The sequence below is a fragment of the Paenibacillus sp. J22FR83 genome, from assembly GCF_059691955.1.
Window position 1 is genome coordinate 200,235 of sequence record NZ_JCAUAM010000001.1, and the last position, 19,732, is coordinate 219,966.

Below are 19,732 nucleotides of genomic sequence, written 5' to 3' on the forward strand. Positions count from 1 at the left end.
ACTCCTCCTATATTCCTATTCATGTTATTGAGACATCTATCCTTTCACACCGCCAAGGGTAAGGCCTTTGACGAAATAGCGCTGCAAGAAAGGATACACGAGAATGATTGGCAAACTGGACACAACGGTCATTGTCGCTCGAATAGATCCTGGTGTAACCGCATGCTCGGTTTGGCCCGCTGAAGCATCTTGTAAAGATTGCTCCATTGTTCCCGTCACTTGTTGATTCGCTGACTGCAAAATCTTCATGAGCTCATACTGCAGCGTACTTAGATTGGGATTGTTGGATGCGTATAGAAACGTATCGAACCATGCGTTCCACTGTGCAACAGCAATGAAAAGCGCGATTGTAGCAAGTACAGGCATACACAGCGGAAATATGATTTGCACAAAAATGCGAAAGTCACCCGCTCCGTCTATTTTGGCTGATTCATTTAAACTCTCCGGCAAGGAATGAATATACGTCCTGATTACCAAGAGATTAAAGGCGGTTACGATACCTGGAAGTACATACACGGCAAAGTTATTAACCAAACCAACATCCCGAATGAGGAAGTAGGTAGGAATAAGTCCACCATCGATATACATGGTGAAGACATAGGCCATCGTAATGAATTTGCGCAGAATATAATCCTTCCGGCTGATCGTATACGCAACCATCGCGGTTAGAAAGACACCCGATACGACAGCAATCACCGTCCGCAGGAGGGAGATCATGCCTGCATGCCAAATATGGGAATCTCCAATCAGATCCTTATAATTAAATAACGTAAACTTTCTGGGCAACAAATAGATGCCGCCCTTCATACTGTCCGTTGCATCATTAAGCGATAGTGCGATAACGTTTAGAAACGGGTATAACGTAAGAACTAACAATAAGCTCAAAATAATCGTATTGGTAATGTCAAACAGATTACTGCCTGTTAACAGGTTTTTTGTACGGTGCATCCTCATTCCCACCTTATATAATTCGTTCTTCGCCCATTTTACCTGCAATGTAGTTGGCCATTAAGAGCATGCATATACTGACGACACTATTGAAAATACCTGCTGCTGCTGCAAAAGAATAACGCGATAAGCGTATGCCGTACTCCAATACAAAGATATCGAAGACCATCGACTTATCCTTAACCAGACTGTTGCCGAGCAGATACTGCTGTTCAAAACCAGCTTGCATCACGTGACCAATGCTCATAATAAGCAGGATCACGATGGTTGGCTTTATCCCCGGCAGCGTGATATAACGAATCTTCTGTAAGCGATTGGCTCCATCGATTTCGGCAGATTCATAGAGATGTGGTTCAATCGCAGAGATTGCCGCCAGATAGATGATGGCGTTCCACCCTACATTTTTCCACACATTAGCAAACCCAATGATCCACCAGAACAGCTCCGGTTTCCCCAACCACATCTGAGAAGAATCGATCACACCCAGCTTCAGTAACAGCATATTAACGATCCCGTTGTCAGACGAGAGCATAACCATAATGATATTGGCAGCAACTACCCATGAGATAAAATAAGGCAAATAGGAGATCGTCTGCACCGTTCTTTTAAACCATGTCACTCTTACCTCATTTAATAAAACCGCCAACCCGATCGCCGTAACGAAGCTGAATGTTATATTGATGGCGCTCATAGCCAACGTATTGCGAAGAACCTGATAGAACAACTCATCTGTGAAAATGCGCTTGAATTGCTCCAATCCGACCCACTTTTGTTGGAAAAAGCTTTTACCTGGCACATATTCCTGGAAGGCCATTGACCAACCCCATAAGGGCATATACTTAAATATCAGTAGATGAATCAAAAGCGGGACCGACATAAGCACCAGGACTTTTTGCCGCCATAGACGCTGAGTAAATGTTTTTTGCAGCATGTTGAACCTCTCCTATCCGCTTGTTCGTGTCGTTCTCTTTATCTGTAGGGCGCCTATCTGGCATGGAGGAGAGAGGAACTCTACTGGCGTCAAATCCCTCTAAATCCCAATAATTACCAATTCTTCATGCGGAAATCAACTGATTTCTGAAGTTCATCGATATACGATTTGGTATCCAAAGCCTTGAATTTCCCTGTATATTCTTCCCATACTTTGTCGTAGTCAGCTGGATTCGACATGATCAGTTTAGGAATGTAAGAGGTCAATAAATCATCGATCTTCTGTTTCGTTAACTCACCTTTACCGCCTTTTTCTAGAACGATATCATACAGCGGGAAATACTTGCGTACTTCGGGTTTTGCAAAAAGATCATTGTACGATGAAATTCCGTATGCCTTAATGATTTCTTTATCGATGTCATTGTACGTAGCCGTTAGCAGTTCTGCCTGATTGTCAGCGCGTGCTGCATTCCCATCTGCCCAGTATCCGACCGAAATTGGCAGCCCTAGGAAGTAATCTCCGCCCCACTGCTTCTTGTACTCCGGATTCTTAAAGTTAGCAATCATTTCAGGAGTCCTATAGAACCGGCCCTTCTCGTTAACTTTATAATCAACATCCTTCACGCCCCAGGAAATTAAATTCTGTGTGTCTTGTTTAGCAAGATAATCCAGGTATTTAATAATGGCAACAGGATCTTTGGCATTCTTGGAAATGCCCATACCGGCCGATGTTGACATCCCAAGTGGCGGCGTATACTGCTCTTTGATGCTGGTATCGTAAACGAGTGGCAACGGCACGTAAGAACGCTCCGGTTTCTCCTTATCCAGAATATCAATGGCTTTGCCTATCTGGAAACGCTGGTCGTGTAAACCAAGTACTCTGCCTGAAGTAAGCTTTGCAATGTATTGATCGTAGTTCATGATGAACATTTCTTGATCCAACAACTTCTTGGCGTTGATTTCATTTAATTTCTTATAGTAACGCTTCGACATATCTTTATCCTGGAAAGTATCTACCTTGAAGCCGCCATCCACCTTGTTGGCAATCCCAGCACCGTCATTCGGATAACCAGCGAGGAAGAACGACGGGTTAACCAAATCATGTTTACGCGAGCCTTCCATAATGCCTTCAAAACCAATCGTTTTGCCGCCTTCAATTTCTGGATACTTCTTGGCATACTTTTCGATTAGATCAAAGTATTCATCAAGCGTCTTAATCTTCGGATAATTAAACTCCTTCAGTACGGCTTTCTGAATCCAAAATCCCGTTTGGGGAGTTCCGAGCAAAGGCGCTTTATCGCCCTCTTCGTATGGGACCCATCCTGGGAGGAAATAGACCTTACCATCCGGTTGTTTCAGCTTATTCCAGCGCGCATTGTATAACTTTTTCAAATTCGGAGCGTATTTATCCACTAACTCATCGAGCGGAATGTAAGCGCCTGCACTAAGCAGCTTGGATGTAGACGGCCCTCCGTCCATCAGATCTGGATAATGCCCAGACGCGATCATGACACCGATCTTGGTATCCAAATCACCGACAAGGTATTCCCGCTTTAACTTGACATTGGTCTCTTTGTCAATCATGTCACCTACGCGAGTGGACCCTGGGTAGTCGGGTAAGGAACGATTAATAAATACACTAAATTCTTTTGGTTCCGCTTTCGTATTCGTATTCGTATTTGTGTTGCCCCCTGAATCAGTACTGCTTGGTTTCGATTCCCCAGCGCTGCATGCTGCAGCAGTCAGGGCTAATGCAGCGACTAGCGATATTGAAGCCGCTTTCCTGAAAACCTTCATTCGGACTCACTCCTTATGGTTGTATCGTGCAGGTTATTAACCTAAACCTATTATAAGTAGGATTATCTTAGCATTCCTATATGACAGAATATAGAAATCGGTCGAAATAATATAGCATTTCATTGGAATACCGATGGAGATCTTCCATTGGAAAGGTTCCCTCCTTATAATGAAGGAATCCCATCATGATGGAGGTTTACTAATGCCCGCATTCGTTGGTTTGACTAGGTTAAACAACATGAAAATCCATAAAAAGCTGCTGCTCATTTACATTTTCTGTGTATTCCTGCCCATCACGCTAAGTAACTATCTGTTCTACGCCAAAATAACCCAAAGCGTAAAAAAAGAAGAGCACCGCAATATCGAGCTTTCTTTGGAGCGTTTAGATAATCAATTGACTCGTTCCTTCAAGGAGGCCGCAGCGCTTAGCAACAATATTTATTTTTCACGAAGCTTCTATGAAGGTCTGGATACTACCTATCAGGACAATTTAGACTATACATTGAATTACGGCAGCTACTTTCGAACTCCCCTTATGGGCGTCACCCCATATTTCCAATATCATTTCGCCATTAACTTCTACACAGATAATCCGACAGTTCTCAATGCTGGAAGCGTTCTCAGAATTACACCATCAATACGTAGCAGCCCTTGGTACACACAATACTTCAACACTACTGCCTCGCAACGTGATATTTTCTATTTTGGACAGGAGGTCACTGGCGAAGGGGAGCGGCTATTCAGCGTCATCCGGAATTTGAACTATTTCACATCGTATTCACAGTATCAAAAAATACTAAAAATTGATATTCGATATCATGTCCTCGCTGACATATTTAATAGTGAAGGTACCTTGGGCAAGTTCTCCCTTGTCGACGACATGAACAGAGTGATTTACTCGAGTTTGCCGCAGCAACAATACTTAGCCCCTTACCAACCTGATTCTGTTCCTGATAAACAATTTACAATGAGTAAGGAGCTCGCGACGTTTGATTCCATGGCAGGCTTTCGCATTATCGGGGTATTCGAGGAATCCGTCTTCCAGAAGGCGCTAGAGCAGCCTAAGAAATACGTCTTGCTTATCGCATTAGCTATGCTGTTGTTTGCAACTATTCTCATTAGTCTGATTTCCAGATCATTGTACTTCCGAACGCGATTGCTTTCCCGTCATATGGATAAGGTCGATAACCAGCATTTCACGTTAATCGAGTATCCGCATGTCGGTAAAGATGAGATTGGTCTCTTGTTCCACAGCTTTAATCGGATGATCCGCAAGGTCAAACAATTGATTAACGATGTGTACGAAGCGGAACTTCGGCAGAAGAACTATGAACTGGAGAGTAGACAAGCAGAGCTGACAGCCTTGCAAAGTCAAGTCAATCCCCATTATTTATTCAACGTACTGGAGACCATTCGGATGAAATCTGTTATCAAAGGGGAACTAGAAACAGCAGATATTTTGAGCTACATGTCGAAGTCCTACAGAAGGTTCCTTACGTCCAACCGAGAATGGGTAACCGTAGAGGAAGAATTGGCCATGATCCAGGAATTTCTGTCTATACAGAAATACCGGTTTGAAGATGAAATCGACTATTCGCTTGAAGTTGAGAAGAGCACGCTTCCCTTCTATATCCCCTCCATGGTATTTCAACCCTTTGTGGAGAATGCGTTTAAGCACGGGATACAGGGATTAGATGAGAAGGGACTTGTGTCCATTCGTGTGTATGAGGAAGGGAATTATCTGGTTTTCTATATTGAAGATAATGGCATCGGAATGAAGCCAGAGAAGCTAGATCAATTATTGGAGAACGTTCGAGCCAAAGAACCTCATCTTAATCGGATCGGCATGCAAAATGTATTTCGTCGAATCACCTTTTTCTTCCAGGATCAATTTGAGTTCAACATCAATAGCAGAGAACATGAATTTACGGCGATAGAACTCAAAATCCCTCTCTGCCGAAAGCATCCGACCCTTGGTTATGATGACAAATAAAGGAGCTGTACGAACATGTTGAAAGTTCTCCTCGTAGACGATGAACCCGTTATTCGTGCGGGCTTAGCCCAACTTATTCCTTGGGAGAAATACGGTTATACCATTGTCGCCAAAGCCAAAAACGGCGAGCAGGCTTTGCAGCTCATTCTGGCGGAGACGCCAGATGTCATCATTACCGACATCCGCATGCCGCGAATGGATGGCCTCCAATTGATCCAAGCCTTGAGAGATGAACACCATTTGCAGACACCTGTTATCGTATTGACCGGCTTTAATGAGTTTGACTATGCCCGTCAAGCGATCCGCTATCAAGTTCGGGATTATTTACTTAAGCCAGTGGACAAAGAGGAGCTAATTACTGCACTATCGCGCATACGCTCCAGCCTCAATATCGATCAGGCTTTACCCGTCGATAGCCAAGCTGGGAATGCCATTCAATTATTACTTCGCAGCACGACTAGCCATGATACGAGAATAGAACTTTGCCAATCCTTAAAATCTCACTATCCCGTGTTACTCATGGTGATCATGCTGCAGAAACATATTCAACCTTCATTCATCTCTATCCACCAGCTTCTGCTGCCGGCGAGGGAAGCCTTCCGATTGTCTGAAGCCTCCCTTCGCATTTACATAGACGCAGACGGGTTCATCGCGGTACTTATCCAGCCTGAGTCGGCGCATCTCAGTAAAACAGAGGAAAAACAGCTTGCCTACGCCTTGCTTCATGCGATTCACGACAACCTGGATCAAGAAGCGTTTCTTTCCGTCGGTCCACTTGCTCACTCACCAGAGCAGCTAGCCGATGCTTTCGGAGCAGCATGCGCGGCGTCTGTGTATGCCTTGTATATGAATCGCCCAACGGTTCTAGCCTATGAAGATATTAAGCTCCTTCCACCTTTTAAAAGCCAATATGAATATCTCGCTTCCTTTCAACGACTGAAAGAGTCTATTGAAAATAATAGTCCGCAAGATATGGAAAGCATCGTTACAGCGATTTTTGTTTATTTCGTGGAACAGTATATTTCTCCCGATACGATCAAGGTGCACTTATATCGTTTCTTGCTTGAGATTGAGAAGTATGTCGCCGAAATGAACGGCGATATTCAGCCGATTATCAAAGCGGCTAATCACATTGATCTCACCTGTACGACCACGCCGATCCGTATTCAGCGCGAGACATTTCTGGACACATGCCAGCAGATTGGCACGGAGATCGCTTTCCTCCGGGTCCAACAGAATTTCGGAATTATCGATCAAATTGAGCTCTATGTGAATAGTCATTATCACGAAAATATGACTCTGAAAGATGTTGCCGCCAAATTTTATATGAATCATGCTTATTTAGGACAGCTCTTCCGTAGAAAGAAAGAAATTCATTTCAATGAATATCTTCATCAAGTTCGCATCGAGGAGGCAAAACGCTTGCTGCGCCGAACGGATTTGAAAATTGCTGAGTTAGCCAAAAAAGTTGGTTACAACGACCCTGCTTATTTCAGCGGGAAGTTCGAAAAGCATGTAGGCGTTACGCCAACGGGTTATAAATTAGGATTACAGGCACCGCGGCAACTTTAGTTCGAATAGTTGAATATTATGGCATTCATTTTCATCTATAGCAATATAAATAAGAGAGACAACCAGTAGGAAGAGAGCGATGAATTTGGTATGTACAAAAAGTCATTGATTTCTCCTTGGATTGTATTATATATTAAATTATAATAATTATAATTTAGGAAACAATTTAATGGAATTGGAGAGGTAAAAATGAACCCAATGGATACTCCTAGCTCTGGAAAATGCCCGTTCTCTCATGGAAATGGAAGTGCTACAAGTCATAAGTCTAGTGGTACGACGAATAAAAACTGGTGGCCCAATCAACTGAATCTGAACATTCTTCATCAGCATGACCGCAAATCAAACCCTCTTGGCGATGATTTTGATTATGCCACGGAATTCGCGAAATTAGATTACCCCGCGCTTAAACAAGATCTTCGTGATCTCATGACGAACAGCCAAGATTGGTGGCCTGCCGATTACGGACACTACGGCCCCTTCTTTATTCGCATGGCTTGGCACTCCGCAGGAACCTATCGTACGGGCGACGGACGCGGTGGCGCCGGAACTGGCACACAGCGTTTTGCCCCACTGAATAGCTGGCCAGATAACGGCAATCTAGATAAAGCGCGTCGACTCCTATGGCCGATCAAGCAGAAATACGGCAACAAAATCTCTTGGGCAGACTTGTTCATTCTGACCGGCAATGTAGCCATTGAATCGATGGGCGGCCGCACATTCGGCTTCGGCGGAGGCCGTGCCGACGTATGGCACCCCGAAGAAGATATCTACTGGGGTCTAGAAACCGAGTGGCTTGGAGATAAGCGCTACACTGGCGATCGCGAGCTAGAGAATCCGCTAGCCGCCGTTCAGATGGGACTTATCTATGTGAATCCAGAAGGTCCCAACGGTAAGCCAGATCCGCTTGCCAGTGCACGCGACATTCGCGATACTTTCAAACGGATGGGCATGAACGATGAAGAAACCGTTGCGCTCGTTGCTGGCGGACATACCTTCGGTAAAGCACATGGTGCAGGCGATGCAGCGCATGTAGGTGCAGAACCGGAAGGAGCTGCCGTTGAAGCGCTTGGCTTAGGTTGGATCAGCACGCACGGTTCAGGCAAAGGCCGCGATACAATTACAAGCGGTATCGAAGGTGCTTGGACAGCCAATCCGACACAGTGGGATAATGGTTTCTTTGAACTTCTGTTCGGATATGAATGGACACTCACGAAGAGCCCCGCAGGCGCACATCAATGGACACCCGTCAATCCGGCTGACGAGCATCTCGCACCCGATGCTGAAGATCCTTCCATTCGCGTGAAGACGATCATGACAACCGCCGATATGGCCTTGCGGATGGATCCAGCTTATGAGCAAATCTCTCGTCGTTATTATGAGAATCCTGACGAATTCGCAGATGCCTTCGCTCGTGCTTGGTTTAAACTCACGCACCGGGATATGGGGCCGCTTGCCCGATATCTAGGACCAGAAGTTCCTGAAGAAGTTCTGATCTGGCAAGATGCTGTGCCAACTGTGGCCTACACATTAACAGACGCGGATGTTGAAGATATCAAAGCTAAGATTCTAAACTCTGGCCTTACCGTCAGTGAACTTGTAACTACAGCTTGGGCTTCAGCTAGTACTTTCCGTGGTACAGACATGCGTGGCGGTGCCAACGGCGCTCGCATTCGGCTTGCCCCACAGAATGAATGGGAAGCGAATCAACCACCTCAATTGACCAGAGTGCTTACGATTCTGGAAGGCATACAAGAAGATCTAGCTGTCGAAGTTAGTCTCGCGGATTTGATCGTACTTGGCGGCAGTGCCGCGGTGGAAAAAGCAGCACGCGATGCAGGCTACCAAGTATCTGTACCTTTTACACCAGGACGCGGTGATGCAAAAGAAGAAGAAACCGATGCAGAAAGCTTCGCTGTGCTGGAGCCCGTCGCTGATGGTTTCCGCAACTATCAGAAGAAACAATATCGCGTAAGCTCAGCCGAGCTCCTAGTCGATAAAGCACACCTGCTTAACCTGACTGCACCGGAAATGACGGCTCTAGTAGGCGGTATGCGTGTTCTAGGTACGAACTTCGGCGGCACCAAACATGGTGTATTCACAGACCGTGTCGGTCTGCTCACGAATGACTTCTTCGTGAACTTACTCGATATGGGCATTCACTGGAACCCTATTGGTGAAGATATATTCGAAGGACGCGATCGCAAGACAGGCAAAGTGGTTCGATCCGCCACGACGGTTGACCTCGTCTTCGGTTCCAACTCCATTCTTCGCGCGATTGCCGAAGTGTATGCCCAAGATGATAACCAAGAAAAGTTCGTGCGCGACTTCATAGCTGGCTGGGTCAAGGTCATGAATGCGGATCGCTATGATCTGAAATCATAATCCTTATAAAGCAAGGGGCTGTTCCGTTAGCGCATCGCATTTAGATGTAAAAACTACAGCTAATGTGCTCGAATTTGAGGTATTTTCGTGAATAGATGGAAAAACTACAGGTAATTTCCACGAAAATTGAAAAATCGATACAATCGAAGAAATTTAACTACAGGAAATACAGTTAATCATCCGAATTTGCCAAATCCGTTTCAAATAAATGGAGAAAATCCAGTTAAATTGCGGAACACTGGTTTGCACATCGCACAATAACGAAAAGAGGCGTTTCAATAAGTCTACATCGACTTTTGAAACTGCCTCTTCTTTTTTTATCCTTTGAGTCCTGTATTCGCAATCCCCTCAACAAACCATCGTTGACAGATCGCCACGATAATAATTAGGGGAGCAAGTGCGGATACCGAAGCAGCCATGATCCGCGGGTAATCCGTTCCTGTCTCATCCGAGAAACTCGATAAGCCAATCGGAATCGTGAACAAATCTCTGCTTCTAAGCAAAATCAATGGATTCTCGTACTCATTCCAATGCCACGTAAACGTTAAAATCAACAACGTCACTAACGCAGGCTTGGTTAGAGGCAATGAGAGTTGCCAGAACATCCGCCAATACCCTGCCCCATCGACTTTACTTGCCTCGAGCAGCTCGTTCGGCAATGTCATGAAAAACTGACGCATGAGAAACGTTCCCAGAACCGTAAACATCCCTGGCAAAATAATGGCAGCATGTGTATTCACTAAATTCAATTGATCGAACAGAATGAATCTGGGTACGAACAGCACTTGAGCTGGAATGATCATCGTGCATATATAAATTAAGAAGATCCCCTCTTTCCATTTAAAATTTAATTTGGCAAAAGCGAATCCTGCTAACGCGCTGGTTACAATAGAACCCAGAACCTGCAAGAAAGTAATCTTAATCGAATTGATATAGAAGATCGAGAACGGGACTGAACCTGACCATACACTTTTATAATTATCGAGGTTCCACGTCTTCGGAATCCAACGAATGGGATATTCGAATAAATCTGAGCTATTCTTGAAGGATCCCGATAACATCCAAATAAATGGAAGAATCATACCAATCGCTATGACCGCAAATACCAGCGTCATCACACTTTTGAATACCAATTGCTTATTGAGAACTTGCCTATTCACCCTGTACACCTCCTAGAACTCCCTAGTAATAATCCTGCCACTTCTTCTGGCCTTTCCATTGAACCATCGTAACGATGAAAATGACGATAAATAGCAGCCACGAAACCGTTGATGCATAACTCATCTGTTTAAGCTCAAAAGCTTGTGTATAAATGTATAGGGCTAACACTAACGTAGAGTTGAGCGGCCCGCCATTGGTCATAATTTGAACGGACGCAAATACTTGAAACGAAGCAATAACAAGTGTTATGGCGATCATAAAACTGGTAGGTTTAAGTAAGGGCACTGTAATATGCCAGAATCGCTTCAATGCGTTGGCGCCGTCAATTTCGGATGCCTCATAGTAATCCTTTGAGATGCCTTGCAGCCCTGCCATGTAAAGTACCATCGCATAGCCGACGTAGATCCATACAGTCATAATAATAATCCCAATGAGTGACCAATCCGGACTTGCCAACCATCCAGGAGGATTACTAACGCCAAGCGACCTTAAGACACTATTAATCGGGCCCTCGGACGAGTTGTACATGACTCTCCACACCACCGCGATTGCAATCAAACTGCTCATGTAGGGAAGGAATACTAACGTACGAAGCGTTTCTTTCATAAAGACATGTTTATTCAGCATAGTTGCTAACAGCAATCCCCCCAACATCGCCGCTGGTACGGTAACTACTGAGAAAATAACATTATTCGTTAGTGCCTTGAACACCATGGCATCATGAAATAATTTGATTACATTATCCAAGCCGGTATAGGTGAGTCCCTGCAATCCCTTCAAATAATTCCAATCCGTAAATATTAATATCAGGCTAAATACCAATGGGAGTAAAATAAACGCACAGAATCCAAGTAAATTTGGAAGTATGAATAAATAACCAGCTACGTTTTCTCTTGTTTTTTCTTTCCATCTCATTGCTCGCAGCTCCCTTCTTATTATTTAGTATAAAATAACCCCTGCCCAAGCTACATGGGATAAAGTAAGCATAAACCGTGATATCCTATGATAAAAAAAAGACCACACCTCCTTAAACTTGAGGGTGCGGTCTATATAGAGCGACTATCTTGCTGCTCCTGTATGGCCTGGCTTATTTCGTTGCGGCTTTAATGGCATCATCTGCTTTTTTCTTCATCGTCTCGATCGTTTTATCAAGTGATTGAGCGTTCATTAAGTATTTCTCCGATTCTTCCATTAAGGCTTTGCGTTGCTCAGCTAATGCCGTTGTATTCGTGGTTACCTTGTACGTATAATTCGCTTTAAGCACATTCATGAACGACTCTTTATCGAAGTATTGGCCTTTATCCGCAATAATAATATCGGCAACTTTGTTAATGTCGGACTTCGCATTACTCGGAATACGACCACCAGCAACCATGTCTAAGTTGCCCTCTTTCAAGTACCAGTCAAGGAACTTCATCGCTGCTTCTTTGTTTGCACTTTTTGCATTAATGGAAATGTAATCACTCATGCCGCCGCCATTTACATTCTTGCCTTTTTCCATCTGTGGTACAGGGGCAAAAGCTACGCTAAACTTGCGATCCGGATACGCCTTATCATCCTTGATATATCTGAATAAATAAGTACCCGCATATACCATAGCGGTTCTTCCTTTGAGCAGTTCGTCTTGCGGTTGAATTTTATTGGCAATTCCTTCCGCATAAGGAACCATCGCTTTTGCGTCTAGCAATTGTTTTTGGACTTCTAACCCTTTCTTTAAGGCCGGGTTATTCAAGTTGGAACTGCCATCCGCTGCGAAATAGGAATTCGTGGGCTGCGATGAAATCAGCACATCTATCGCGATCGGCTCCCATGTTGGGTTCAAGTAAGCCCCGACTTGCCCTGGTTTTGTCAGCTTTTTCCCAAGTGCCACATACTCATCCCATGTCCAATCGGTCGGAACTTTCTCCCCTGCGGCATCGAGCATCGCTTTATTGAAGAACATCATTTGCAAGCTTTTAGCTCCAGGCAGATAATAGATTTTATTATCTTTTTTGATAATATTATCGGAGCCAATGACCCCATCTACATCGAAATTAACTTTTTTCATCAGCTCATCTAATGGTTCCACCATGCCCGATTTGATTCGTCTGTCCAAGAAAGCATCATTGTAAGAAACGAATAGATCCGGAGCATCATTCGTAGAGAGCAGCGCTGTTTCCAGCTTCGTATTACCTGGGTCATCATTCACGAATCTAACATATTCAACTTGTATATCTTTATGAGCTGCATTCCATTTATCAACGACAGCTTTAGGACCACTTTCCTCTGGTACCCCACCCCAGAATTTCAAATTCACGGTTTTCGCTGGAGCTGTTGAAGCAGCTGTTGTTGTAGCGGACGTTGCGCTAGTCCCTCCATTGTTCGTTTCTGCTTTACCACATGCCCCCAAAGCTAACGATGATAGCATCGCGACTGACAAGCCAATAACAGAAAGCCTTTTCATCTGGTATTCCCCCTCAACTTATTTTTACCACATTTCAGTTATACCAAATGTCGTACCAACTTCGAATGGGAGATTCTATAGACTTCAAGTGTTTTTCTCAGAATCCTAGGATTTGCCCAAAATCATTTTGCGATACTCTAGCGGGAATACCCCTTCTGTTTTCTTGAAATACTTACTAAAATGGTTCGAATCGCCATAGCCGACCATTTCACTGATTTCATATATTTTATAGGTGGGATCCGCCAAGAGTTCACGCGCGCGCTTCATCCTCACTTTGGTGATATAATCGACAATCTTATCTCCTGTTTCTTTTTTAAACAGTACACTTAGGTAATTCTCAACGAACCCGATTCGTTTGGCTAGTTCCGACACTTTAATGGAATTCTTGAATTCCTTATGAATAATGTCAATAACTTCTTGAATTTCTGGCCGATATTTCCCAACCGCTACATTCAGTTTATCAGAATAGAAGGTATGTTTATCGAGATCATGAAACTTGCGGTCCAGGCTCTCCTCTGCTGCTGCATAAGCGAGATACAACTCATACACCGTGCAGGGTTGCGAAATACCGAAGCTAAGCGATACGCGGGCATACGTCGCCGAAGCAGCACGCATTTCCTCTAAAGTGATTTCAGAGAAGTCCGATAGAATTAAGGCGAATTTGCCTTTGAACATTTCTACTAGTTCGCCACCGCCATTTTTTTTCATGATTTCTTCTAAAATATTCCCCACGGTATAGCTCAGTAATTGCTCGCTTTTGAACCTATTCTCCTCATTGACCCGCCGATACTCGTCGATCGAGATGCAAATAACGCGGTAAGGTGGCTCACCGCATTGCAAATCCAACTCATTCATCAACGCATCCGTCTCCAGTTTGGAGCTATGCTTCATAAATAAATCCTGCAGCTGGACCCGCTTCGCGCCGCTCTTCAGCTGAACCACCTGCGAGACGAGTTGATCTTTCTCCGATTGCTGCAGACGGGAATTTGCTATCTCTTCACCAATGCGCTGGCATTTCTCAAGCAGTTCTTCGGGCACCCAGGCGAGCTTCAATATGTAATCCACAGCGCCTAATTGCAAAGCCTTTTGCACATAATCAAAATCATTATAGTTGGACAAAATCAAACACCGTATATGGGGCCACTGCTTCGTTATCGTCGACATGAACGCAATGCCATCCATCTCAGGCATACGAATATCCGTCAGCACAATATCGCAAGGAGACCTCTCTAGCATGGCTAGCGCTTCTACCCCGTTCTCGGCTTCGCCGATGACTTCAAATCCGTGTTCCTGCCAAGGGATCAACGTTTTCAGCGATAACCGAACTAATATCTCATCATCAACAATTAATATCCGTATCATAGTGTCGGCTCCTTCTGTAGGTAGGGTAACTGAATACGAGCCTCAAGCCCGCCTTCTTCCACTTGATGTAAGGTAATCCCATAGGAAGCACCAAAATAGAGCTTAATTCGCTGGTCTACATTCCCGATCCCAATTCCGCTATATTTGGCATGCGAAGGGGTCAGGCCTTCTTGAATACGCAGTAATTGCTCCGCAGAAACACCTTTGCCATTATCTTGGATGGAGATCACATAGCCCAGTCGATCAAGCTGCCATTGTGCGCTTATTTGAATATGAAGAGGCAATCGTCCGCCGTGAATAAGACTATTCTCGACTAGCGGCTGAAGGCTAAATTTCAAAACATAACTATCCAAAAGATCCTCAGGCACATCCATAGCAATGCTGATATTGTCGTTATATCTAATTTTCTGCAAATACATATAGAGTTCCAAATATTCTAACTCTTGCCGCAGCGTGACATAATGATGCTGTAGTTTCATCGAAAATTCCAGCAGTTTGCCGAGAGCTGTAATCATGTCACTCACATTGCGATTCGTATTGGACAACATCGCCATCAGCTTAATGGAATTCAGTGTATTAAATAGAAAATGCGGATTAATCTGAGCTTGCAACGCTTGAAAATGGGCTTCTTCTTTCTTCCGTTGTTCTTCAACCACATGGTCCATAAGTTCCTGAAGTTTAAATGTCATGCGATTGAAGCTATTGCCTAATAGCGCTATTTCATCTCGTCCTTTTACATTGACAACTGCCTTAAAATCCCCTGCACCCACTAAGCCCATAGAGCGCAAGAGCGAATAGATCGGCTTCGTATAACGAAGCATGAAGTAGATAAATAATAGAATCGCTGCTGCAAAAAACAGCAAAATAATAAGAATAGATTTCGTCTGTGACTTATTGAGCTGAGCCGTAAATTGATGATTAGGGATAAACGTAAGTAAACTCACACCAAGAAGTGAGACTTTCGCTTCATTTACTAAGTAAGTATTGCCTTCATGATTGAAACGCATAACCTGAGCAGAGGCACGATTTAACTCAGATAATTGTTCTTCTGTGAAACCTGTAAAGGCATTTCCTTGCGGATCCATGAATCGCCCTTCATTGTCTCTCATCATCATATCAGGCAAACCCTCTGAGGAAGACTCCCGTTTACCGAAGAAAACTTCCCATGGTACGCCTACACTGATTACGCCTGCACTTCGCGAGCCCGTAGCATCTCGAACCGTTCTGGATATCGTCACAAAACTGCTCGAAGTACCTGCGTCCGTATAGCCAAACTCTCGGTTTAACTTATACAAGAAGGACCAGATTGGATACCCCAGCTGCTTATTGGCAGCGATATACCAGGGCTCCTTGATGAGATTTGAATAGCTTTTGTCCATATTAAAATCATATAGCGTACTAATCGCCAGTTGATTATTATCCAAATAAATAAGATACGCTCTGCTGTCGAGGAGTAGATCTCGAATGGTCCCCATCGACGTTTGTACCCGTTTAATGACCGAATAGGCTTGATAGTCATTCTTCCAATCCGATAGCTTGGAGATATCGCTTTGATTCACATCAGATTCAACGAAGGCTGTTGCTTTAACCATTTTACCAACCAAATCGTCGATCCCTCTCGCCTTGCTTTCAACCAGCTCTTGATTGGTCGCATATACCTCTTTCTCAAGCAAGTTCTTGGAAGAATACGTATACGAGAGAAATATGAGTAAAATGGGCACAACAATGAGAATAACAAACGTAATAATCAGCTTTCCTCTAATGGAGTGGATGATGTAGGTGATGCCTTTCATGCTGCTCCCCCGTCCGGTTAATAATGCCACTAGCAACAGTTTGCCCGAATGCTTTCCATCGCAACAACTTGCAGGCTGCCCTCTTCATCATAAGCTGTCCAAATAGGTTTGAATATCATCATTTCAGGGAAATTCATAACTCTTACCGTGTAATTCTATGAAGATTACAGGCAACGACAAACAGACTGCTTAGCTTAAGAAGCTAAACAGTCTGGTACCCATTTCGAAGCTTGCTATGAATTACGTTGCCTCGACCCATGTCACGTTTTTGTCCAATACATACTGTTCCCATTCCTTCGGTGCTGGAACATCGCTAACGATAATATCAACATCTTTCAAATCCGCGATTTTATAAAATTGAACAAGCCCGAATTTGGAGTGGTCCGTGACGACGATACAGTGCTTGGCTTGCTCCATCAGTTTCTTGGCAAATTGACCACGCTCTTCATCAAAGCTTGTAATGCCTTTGTTCATCATAATCCCATCGATCGAGATGAAAGCTTTATCTGCGTAGAAATTTTCCAACATTTTTTCGGCTAATGATCCTGTTACACGGGATTGTACGGAACTTACTTTACCTCCGATAAAGAAAATATCGCCTGAGAATAACTCTTTATTTTTGTAATCGATTAATATATAAAGGGCAGGAACCGAATTCGTCAAAACCGTGATATTTTTCTTATTCAATAAATAATCAATCATATGAAGCGTCGTCGTGCCATCATCGATAAAGATAACTTCATTATCCTCCACTAACGTGGCTGCAGCTCTACCGATTCTCCGTTTCTCTTCTGCGTACAGCACTTCGCGCTTTAATTGTGAAGGTTCTTCACGGGATAGGTTGATTTTCACTGCACCGCCATACACCCGCTTTAGCTTATTCTCTTCCTCCAACTCCTCCAAATATCTACGAATCGATTCCGAAGATACACCCAGACTTTCGACCAACTCATTCGTCTTGACTTTGCCTTCCAGATTCAGTTGGTTCAGGATATAATCCTTTCGCTCTTCGCCAATCAATGACATGTCATGCAACCCCCAATGTGACTAGTAGCTGTTAATATGTTGTTTTCCAAAACAATTGATTTTCTACGCCTTGAAGTAGACGATGGATGTCTTCTACATGAACATCTCCGATATTACCAATTCGAAATGTTGGCGCTGCTGTGATTTTGCCTGGGTAGATAACGAATCCCTCTTGCTTCATCCTCGCATAAAACTCATCAAAAGAAAACATAGGGGAATCAGGGTACAGAAAGGACGTGATTATCGGCGATTGCTGCTCTTTGGGCAGCAAGGTTTGGAAGCCAAGACCATGCATACCTTCCACCAGTGTTTGCTGATTCTGTGTAAATCGTTCAAACCTGCGCATAACACCGCCTTCCTCTTCTAGCTCTTGCATCGCTTGATCAAAAGCCCGCACCGTATGCGTCGGCGAAGTAAAACGCCATTTGCCGTCGCCATTCTCCATCGTTTCCCACTGGTCGTACAAGTCTAGGGAAAGCGAACGCGCAAGTCCCTTGCAGCTGGAGAGTGTTTCTTTCTTGGCTATTATAAATCCAAACCCTGGTACCCCTTGGATGCATTTGTTTGCACTGCTGATCAGAAAATCGATGTCAAGCTCCGCCGCGTCTATTGGTACTCCGCCAAAACTGCTCATCGCATCAACGATGACGGTTTTGCCGTATTGCTTAGCCAGTCTTGTCACATCAGCAATCGGATTGATCATACCTGTCGTTGTTTCCACATGAACGACTGCTACATGTGTAATCGAATGATCGACTTGGAGTACCTCTTCCAACTGCTTCACATTGACTGGATTTGTTTCTCCTGCATCCACAACAATCACATGAATACCAAGCACTTCCGCCATTTGTGCAATCCGTTTGCCATAGGCGCCATTCGTAAGGACAAGCAATCGGCCAGCGGGGGGAATGACGGAGCCAATAACGGATTCCACACAAAACGTTCCGCTGCCCTGCATCAGAACGGTCGTGTAAGCTTCCGGCTGGCTTGTTGCCATCTGAACCAGACGGCTGCGAATCGACTGGACGAGCTGGTTGTAGTCTTGATCCCATGTGCACCAGTCACGGAGCATCGCTGCTTTTACTTTTTTACTCGTGGATAATGGGCCTGGGGTTAATAGTAGGTATGGATTGTCTGGAAGCTGATTCACGTTGATGTTTACGTTTCTACTCATAGACGTTCTCCTCTTTCTATACGTTGATTGGTCTGATTACTGACAACATGCCATTCACCAGTTGGATTTGGTTGTTCTTGCTTCTTATGTTACAAGTCATTTGTCATCTGACGGTTAAACACATGTTAAGATTATGTTTTTGTGTTGTTTTATTTTGTTTTAGTTGGAATATGAGAATAAAAAAGAACCAGTAGACCTTTGTTTAAGGTTACTGGTTCTTTGCAAGTACCAACAGCGTCAGTCGCGTATGTTACACATGATCTTGAGCCTCTCGGTGCTGCGTCCGATATGCACTAGGACTATGCCCGTATTTGGCGCGAAACGCGCGGCAGAAGTACGGATAGCTGCGGAAACCAGACGCTTCCGCAGCATCTTCAAGCCGCATGTCGGTGTACAGGATACGGTCGCTGGCAATAGCTAGACGAACTTCAACCGCATAGCGCATAGGCGGCAAGCCAAAAGCCAGCTTGAACATATGTGAAGCGGTTGACGAACTGACGCCATTGCGCGTTGCCAGTTCCTCCAGGGTGAGCGCTTCTGTCGCATGCTTCTCAATATATTGCTTCAGCTTACTAGCAATGAAATGTTCCTTGCGGCCGACGCCAGCCAACAATGCAATGATCGACCGCTCAAGGGTCAAACAAAGTAATTTGGCGTAGCAGGCAATGATTTCTGAGTTGTTCTCGTGCAAGTTCCGTTTCTCATAAATTAGCCTCCGCCACAGACTAAGCAACTCTTCATTGATCTCTATGCGAGCCACATCGATTAAGGTTTGATTGGAAAGCCATTGATCGACCCATTCCCCTCCACAGACTACATAGTAATCCGCACTATCGACAACGTGCTCTCCATGCACGTCACTCTCTTCGCCTATGAACAACTGATAGGTGCTTCCAGGCCTGGAAACAATCACATCCCCGGAACGAATATCGTGTGAAACACCATTGAGATCAATACGGCAAGTTCCATTCACTTGCAGCCTGATCAGTACGCCATCCTTTCTGCGTTCCAACTGGTTGCGGTGAGGTACGCGGTGGTGGGAATAACCCACATCCATATATCGAAATCCGTTTTTTTCCATGGTCTCCCCTCCTTCTTTCCCAATAAAAAATGCAAAATAAGTCAAGAGCTACAAGATCGGATATTCCGCC

At 44.3% G+C, this 19,732-nt stretch carries 14 protein-coding genes; 3 read left to right on the top strand and 11 right to left on the bottom strand.

Annotated elements, in window-relative coordinates; translation table 11 throughout:
* Nucleotides 1-36: 36 nt before the first annotated feature.
* The 3 genes from AC58PV_RS00700 to AC58PV_RS00710 form a co-directional block, all read right to left on the bottom strand.
* Nucleotides 37-954, bottom strand: coding sequence for a carbohydrate ABC transporter permease (locus tag AC58PV_RS00700; RefSeq protein WP_497430374.1), 918 nt, complete (start codon nucleotides 952-954; stop codon nucleotides 37-39).
* A 7-nt stretch (nucleotides 955-961) separates the two neighbouring features.
* Nucleotides 962-1,879 (bottom strand): ABC transporter permease, encoded by a 918-nt coding sequence (locus tag AC58PV_RS00705; RefSeq protein WP_497430375.1) that lies wholly within the window; start codon nucleotides 1,877-1,879, stop codon nucleotides 962-964.
* A 113-nt stretch (nucleotides 1,880-1,992) separates the two neighbouring features.
* Nucleotides 1,993-3,675: a type 2 periplasmic-binding domain-containing protein gene (locus AC58PV_RS00710; protein WP_497430376.1), complete on the bottom strand. Its 1,683-nt coding sequence runs from the start codon at nucleotides 3,673-3,675 to the stop codon at nucleotides 1,993-1,995.
* A 202-nt stretch (nucleotides 3,676-3,877) separates the two neighbouring features.
* Between AC58PV_RS00710 and AC58PV_RS00715 the strand changes: the two genes are divergently transcribed.
* The 3 genes from AC58PV_RS00715 (at nucleotide 3,878) to katG (ending at nucleotide 9,622) form a co-directional block, all read left to right on the top strand.
* The gene (locus AC58PV_RS00715) at nucleotides 3,878-5,668 is read left to right on the top strand and encodes a sensor histidine kinase (protein WP_497430377.1); all 1,791 of its coding nucleotides are present in this window, start codon (nucleotides 3,878-3,880) and stop codon (nucleotides 5,666-5,668) included.
* A 15-nt stretch (nucleotides 5,669-5,683) separates the two neighbouring features.
* Nucleotides 5,684-7,240, top strand: a complete 1,557-nt coding sequence (locus tag AC58PV_RS00720; RefSeq protein WP_497430378.1) for a response regulator transcription factor — start codon at nucleotides 5,684-5,686, stop codon at nucleotides 7,238-7,240.
* Nucleotides 7,241-7,438: 198 nt separating this feature from the next.
* Nucleotides 7,439-9,622 (top strand): catalase/peroxidase HPI, encoded by a 2,184-nt coding sequence (gene katG, locus AC58PV_RS00725; RefSeq protein WP_497430924.1) that lies wholly within the window; start codon nucleotides 7,439-7,441, stop codon nucleotides 9,620-9,622.
* Nucleotides 9,623-9,939: 317 nt separating this feature from the next.
* Here the strand turns inward: katG and AC58PV_RS00730 are convergent, their stop codons facing one another.
* From AC58PV_RS00730 to AC58PV_RS00765, 8 genes are all read right to left on the bottom strand, one after another.
* Nucleotides 9,940-10,782 (bottom strand): carbohydrate ABC transporter permease, encoded by an 843-nt coding sequence (locus tag AC58PV_RS00730; RefSeq protein ID WP_497430379.1) that lies wholly within the window; start codon nucleotides 10,780-10,782, stop codon nucleotides 9,940-9,942.
* Nucleotides 10,783-10,804: 22 nt separating this feature from the next.
* Nucleotides 10,805-11,698 (bottom strand): carbohydrate ABC transporter permease, encoded by an 894-nt coding sequence (locus AC58PV_RS00735; RefSeq protein ID WP_497430380.1) that lies wholly within the window; start codon nucleotides 11,696-11,698, stop codon nucleotides 10,805-10,807.
* A gap of 172 nt (nucleotides 11,699-11,870) precedes the next feature.
* Entirely contained in the window at nucleotides 11,871-13,226 is a 1,356-nt protein-coding gene (locus AC58PV_RS00740) for an ABC transporter substrate-binding protein (RefSeq protein ID WP_497430381.1), read from the bottom strand.
* Between the two features lie 105 nt (nucleotides 13,227-13,331).
* Complete coding sequence (locus AC58PV_RS00745; protein ID WP_497430382.1) at nucleotides 13,332-14,588, bottom strand: response regulator transcription factor; 1,257 nt, start codon at nucleotides 14,586-14,588, stop codon at nucleotides 13,332-13,334.
* Complete coding sequence (locus AC58PV_RS00750; protein WP_497430383.1) at nucleotides 14,585-16,381, bottom strand: sensor histidine kinase; 1,797 nt, start codon at nucleotides 16,379-16,381, stop codon at nucleotides 14,585-14,587. The genes AC58PV_RS00745 and AC58PV_RS00750 overlap by 4 nt, the downstream gene beginning before the upstream one ends.
* Nucleotides 16,382-16,621: 240 nt before the next feature.
* The gene (locus AC58PV_RS00755) at nucleotides 16,622-17,407 is read right to left on the bottom strand and encodes a DeoR/GlpR family DNA-binding transcription regulator (protein ID WP_497430384.1); all 786 of its coding nucleotides are present in this window, start codon (nucleotides 17,405-17,407) and stop codon (nucleotides 16,622-16,624) included.
* Nucleotides 17,408-17,438: 31 nt separating this feature from the next.
* Complete coding sequence (gene phnW, locus AC58PV_RS00760; RefSeq protein WP_497430385.1) at nucleotides 17,439-18,581, bottom strand: 2-aminoethylphosphonate--pyruvate transaminase; 1,143 nt, start codon at nucleotides 18,579-18,581, stop codon at nucleotides 17,439-17,441.
* Between the two features lie 250 nt (nucleotides 18,582-18,831).
* Nucleotides 18,832-19,662, bottom strand: a complete 831-nt coding sequence (locus AC58PV_RS00765; protein ID WP_497430386.1) for a helix-turn-helix domain-containing protein — start codon at nucleotides 19,660-19,662, stop codon at nucleotides 18,832-18,834.
* Nucleotides 19,663-19,732 lie beyond the last annotated feature (70 nt).